This window comes from Oleiphilus sp. HI0123 (genome assembly GCF_001635315.1).
Genome location: NZ_LWGE01001159.1, coordinates 1 through 4,913 on the forward strand (window position 1 = coordinate 1; position 4,913 = coordinate 4,913).

The following is a 4,913-nucleotide window of genomic DNA, read 5'->3' on the forward strand; positions in this document are numbered from 1 at the left end:
TGTTTAATTATATTATACTGCGCGCCCTAAAATTATCGGTGTAGCTTTGCGAGTACAGCCCCGTCTCAATATGTGAAACCGCGATAATTCGTGACATCCGAATGGCGAAATTGCCATCGAACTTGGATTTTGTAAAGGCTCATTGGAGCTAAAGGCGGAATAAATGAAAACGTTAAGTGCAAAGCCAGAAAGCGTAAAGCGTGACTGGTATGTAGTAGATGCTACAGGCAAAACACTTGGTCGCTTATCAAGTGAAATTGCGAGCCGTTTAAGGGGCAAGCATAAGCCAGAATACACACCTCATGTTGATACAGGTGATTACATTGTTGTTGTTAATGCAGAGAAAGTTGCAGTAACAGGTAACAAGGCTAAAGATAAGATTTATCACAGACATACTGGTTATATCGGTGGTCTTAAGTCGATTTCTTTCGAAAAATTGATCGATAAAGCTCCTGAGCGTGCTATTCAAGGTGCGGTTAAAGGCATGTTGCCACGCGGACCTCTAGGTCGTGAAATGTTCAGAAAGCTAAAAGTGTATGCTGGTGATGTTCATCCTCATACTGCACAACAACCGCAAGTTTTAGATATTTAACGGAAGGCGATTATGTCAACTACATATAATTATGGAACTGGTCGTCGTAAAACTTCTGCGGCGCGCGTATTTCTAAAATCTGGTGGCGGTAATATTGAGATCAATGGCCGTGCACTAGATCAGTTTTTTGGTCGTAAGACTGCTCAGATGGTTGTTCGTCAGCCTCTAGAGTTGGTAGAGATGGCCGATAAGCTTGATGTAAAAATCACTGTAAAAGGTGGTGGTACAACTGGTCAAGCTGGTGCGATTCGTCACGGTATTGCTCGTGCTCTAATGGAGTATGACGAAACGTTGCGTCCAGCACTGCGTGAAGCAGGTTGGGTTACTCGTGATGCGCGTGCAGTAGAGCGTAAGAAGGTTGGTCTACGCAAAGCGCGTAAGAAGCCTCAGTTCTCAAAGCGTTAATACGCCTTATTCAAGAAACGCTTGTCGGTTATGCTGGCAGGCGTTTTTTTTTATGTTAATCCTTATTTTTATTAGGGATATTGTAGCGAAAGTTGTTGAAGCGGCAGGTCAATTTAATTACTATCTGTGGGTTTTGAAGTGCGCGGTCTAAAATTTTAGTCTAGTGTCGATAAGATAAAGTGATTGGGCGTTATTTACGCAGGTATAAGTTACTTATACTGGTGTAGATGTTGCTGGGTCATCATAACTAAACTACTACGTAAATATTGGTACGTAGTTAATATTGGGAGATGCCTATATGAGTGATGGCGACGTTAATGCTGGCCGACGCCGATTTTTAATCGGTGCTACCTCCGTTGTTGGTGGGGTAGGGGCAATTGGAGCAGCGGTTCCGTTTGTTGCGTCTTGGAATCCAAGTGCAAAAGCAAAAGCTGCCGGTGCGCCAGTTAAAGCAAGCATTGGAAAGTTGGAGCCAGGTCAGAGAATGACTGTTGAGTGGCGAGGTAAACCTGTTTGGGTTATTCGTCGAACTCAAGAGATGCTTGATAATATTGAAAAGCTGTCTGATGAGTTGCGAGACCCTCAGTCTGAGTTACCTCAGCAGCCTGAATATATTAAAGGGGTGTTTAGATCTTCGCGCCCTGAGTATGCAGTCATTGTTGGTATCTGTACTCACCTAGGTTGTTCTCCACAATTCGTGCCAGAAGTGAAGCCTCAAGAATTTGATGCTAACTGGGTAGGTGGCTTTTTCTGTCCTTGTCACGGTTCTCGTTTTGATTTGGCAGGTCGAGTCTATAAAGGGGTTCCAGCACCTAAGAACTTGGAAATTCCTCCTTATAAGTACCTGGATGATGCAACGGTAGTTATTGGTGTTGATGAGGAGCAGGCATAATGCAAAAGCTAATTAACTGGATTGACGAGCGCCTCCCTGTTGTTGAAGCATTCGAAAATCACATGAGTAAATACTACGCGCCAAAGAACTTTAATGTTTGGTATATTTTTGGTGTGCTTTCAATGGTTGTTTTGGTTAACCAGCTTCTTACTGGTATTTGGTTGACTATGAGCTACAACCCAAGTGCTGAAGGTGCGTTTGCATCGGTTGAGTACATTATGCGTGATGTTGAATATGGCTGGTTGCTGCGTTACTTGCACTCCACCGGCGCTTCAGCATTCTTTGTTGTGGTTTATCTGCATATGTTCCGTGGCTTAATGTATGGTTCATATAAGAAGCCTAGAGAACTTATCTGGATCTTCGGTATGACGATCTATTTAGCTTTGATGGCTGAAGCATTTATGGGTTATTTGTTACCGTGGGGCCAGATGTCTTACTGGGGTGCTCAGGTTATCGTAAACCTATTTGGCGCGATCCCTTACATTGGTGAGGATTTGTCCTTGTGGATTCGTGGTGATTACCTGATTTCAGGTATCACGCTAAACCGCTTCTTTGCTTTGCATGTCGTGGCATTGCCTATCGTTATTTTGGCATTGGTTGTTCTGCATGTATTAGCTTTACATACTGTGGGTTCGAATAACCCAGATGGTATCGAAATAAAGCAGAATAAAGACGAAAACGGTATTCCAAAAGACGGTATTCCTTTCCATCCTTTCTATAGTGTGCACGATATTGTCGGTATTGTTGTTTTCTTGTTTGTATTCTGTGGTGTTGTCTTCTTCTTCCCTGAGATGGGTGGTTACTTTATCGAGAAGCCAAACTTTGAACCAGCAAACCCGCTGAAAACGCCTGATCATATTGCTCCTGTTTGGTACTTTACTCCATTCTACGCAATGCTTCGTGCTGTACCTGATGCATTCTTGGGTGTGGTTGTGATGGGTGCTGCAATAGCAATTCTGTTTGTCTTGCCTTGGCTGGACAAGAGCCCTGTTAAGTCTATTCGTTATAAAGGCTGGATCAGTAAAGTTGCGCTAGCGTTGTTAGTCGTATCATTTTCTATACTCGGTTATTTAGGTGTTGTTGTTGCGACGCCTGAAAGAACGCTATGGGCGCAGATTTTGACTGCTGTGTATTTTGCCTACTTTTTATTAATGCCTTGGTATACAAAGATTGAAAAAACCAAGCCAGTTCCAGAGAGGGTGACAGGATAATGAAACATTTATTAATTGCGGTTTTCTGTTCTGTTATTTCTTTAGGTGCTTTTGCTGCAGGTGGACCTGCAGCGCCTATGGATCACATCAAAACAGACATTTCAGATAATGAGTCTTTACAGAATGGTTTATCTTTATTTGTGAACTACTGTTTTGCTTGCCACTCAATGAAGTACGCTCGTTATGAGCGTGCTGCTGATGATTTAGGAATTCCTCATGATATTTTTGAAGAAAATATTCTCGTAGGTGATACCAAGATCGGCCAGTTAATGGAAATTTCCATGGCTGAAGATCAGGCAAAGGTTTGGTTTGGTAGTGCTCCGCCTGATTTGACTTTGAGTGCTCGTTTGCGTGGTCCTGATTGGATATATAACTACTTGCGTGGATTTTACGCCGATTCAAAGCGCCCTTATGGTGTGAATAACGTAATTTTCAAAGATGTGGGTATGCCGCACGTACTAGCTGGTTTGCAGGGTGTTTGTGCTGTCGCGCCAGAGTTAGGTGTTGAGCCTGTTGTTGATCCATTAAGCGGAAATATTGTTAAGAGTAGTGGTTGTTCTGAATATGCGACAGAAGGAAGCTTGAGTCCTGCTGAATATGACGAAGCGATCTATGATCTGGTTAACTTTTTAGAATATGTTGGTGAGCCTTCTAGGCTTCAAAGTGAGGCACTTGGCCGAAATGTTCTTATATTCCTAGCGTTTTTGTTTGTTTTTGCATACTTCTTGAACAAAGAGTATTGGAGAGATATTCACTAGTTAGCTAGAAAGAAGAATAAAAGCCGTCCATGTGTAGGCATGGAGGGCTTTTTTTGTTTCTATCCAAGAGAATTTTCACGACTGGCTTGTAAATCGTGTATAATTCTGCCCAAATTTAAAACTGTGCTATCAGTGCAGTAAATCTGATTTAAAGGTTGAGGTAAGTATATGGGTGTTGTGACCAAACGTTCGTCCATGACGTTTTTTTCTGATGGTGAGAGCCATTACAGTCACCGGGTAAGAATAGTCTTAGCGGAAAAAGGTGTCGCAGTTGACGTTGTTAACGTTGACCCAGATAACAAGCCTGCTGAGCTTTCTGATCATAATCCATACAATGACTTGCCTACTTTGGTTGACCGCGACTTAGTACTTTATGAGTCGGATATTATGATGGAGTACTTGGATGAGCGCTTTCCGCACCCTCCTTTGTTGCCAGTATATCCGGTTGCTCGAGCGCAAAGCCGCTTGATGATGTACCGAATCCGTAAAGATTGGAGTCGTCTGGCTGATGCAATTCTTGCTGATCCGCATGCTGCGAAGGCGAATGAGTATCGTAAGGAATTGAAAGAAAGCCTGATTGCTACAGCGCCGATTTTTTCAGAAATGCCTTACTTCATGAGTGAAGAGTTTACCATTGTCGATTGCTGTGTTTCTGCCTTGTTGTGGCGTTTACCGGTAATGGGAATTGAGTTAGATGATGTCCAGGCAAAACCGATTTCGAAGTATATGGATCGTATATTTCAGCGTGAGTCCTTTCAAGCTAGCTTGTCTGAACTAGAAAAAGAAATGCGACACTAAGTCGCTAAATAATGAGTAAAGGGGTGAGCGGAATGACTCCAAGTCGGCCATATCTGGTTCGAGCACTAAATGATTGGATTTTGGATAACGACATGACGCCGTATATCGTCGTTGATGCCGGTATCCAGGGTGTAAGTGTCCCAGAAGACTATGTCACGAATGGGCAAATTATACTCAATATTAGTCCTGGTGCGGTTAATGAGCTGTTAATTGATGGAGAGGCTATTAGTTTTCGAGCGCGTTTTGGTGGCGTTCCG

Annotated in this window: 7 protein-coding genes; all 7 read left to right on the forward strand. The window is 42.9% G+C overall.

Features of this window, described 5'->3' with window-relative positions:
* Positions 1–163 precede the first annotated feature (163 nt).
* On the forward strand, positions 164–592 hold the full coding sequence (gene rplM / locus A3761_RS12445; protein ID WP_068516415.1) for a 50S ribosomal protein L13: 429 nt from the start codon (positions 164–166) through the stop codon (positions 590–592).
* A gap of 12 nt (positions 593–604) precedes the next feature.
* Complete coding sequence (gene rpsI, locus A3761_RS12450; RefSeq protein WP_068507251.1) at positions 605–997, forward strand: 30S ribosomal protein S9; 393 nt, start codon at positions 605–607, stop codon at positions 995–997.
* Between the two features lie 298 nt (positions 998–1,295).
* The gene (petA, locus tag A3761_RS12455) at positions 1,296–1,889 is read left to right on the forward strand and encodes a ubiquinol-cytochrome c reductase iron-sulfur subunit (protein ID WP_068516412.1); all 594 of its coding nucleotides are present in this window, start codon (positions 1,296–1,298) and stop codon (positions 1,887–1,889) included.
* Positions 1,889–3,100: a cytochrome bc complex cytochrome b subunit gene (locus A3761_RS12460; RefSeq protein ID WP_068516409.1), complete on the forward strand. Its 1,212-nt coding sequence runs from the start codon at positions 1,889–1,891 to the stop codon at positions 3,098–3,100. The genes petA and A3761_RS12460 overlap by 1 nt, the downstream gene beginning before the upstream one ends.
* The gene (locus tag A3761_RS12465; RefSeq protein WP_068553551.1) at positions 3,100–3,858 is read left to right on the forward strand and encodes a cytochrome c1; all 759 of its coding nucleotides are present in this window, start codon (positions 3,100–3,102) and stop codon (positions 3,856–3,858) included. Before A3761_RS12460 ends, A3761_RS12465 begins: the two co-directional genes overlap by 1 nt.
* A 168-nt stretch (positions 3,859–4,026) precedes the next feature.
* Positions 4,027–4,656 (forward strand): glutathione S-transferase N-terminal domain-containing protein, encoded by a 630-nt coding sequence (locus A3761_RS12470; RefSeq protein ID WP_068516402.1) that lies wholly within the window; start codon positions 4,027–4,029, stop codon positions 4,654–4,656.
* A 32-nt stretch (positions 4,657–4,688) separates the two neighbouring features.
* Positions 4,689–4,913, forward strand: a 225-nt coding sequence (locus tag A3761_RS12475; RefSeq protein WP_231881218.1) for a stringent starvation protein B, incomplete at its 3' end; no start/stop codon positions are given.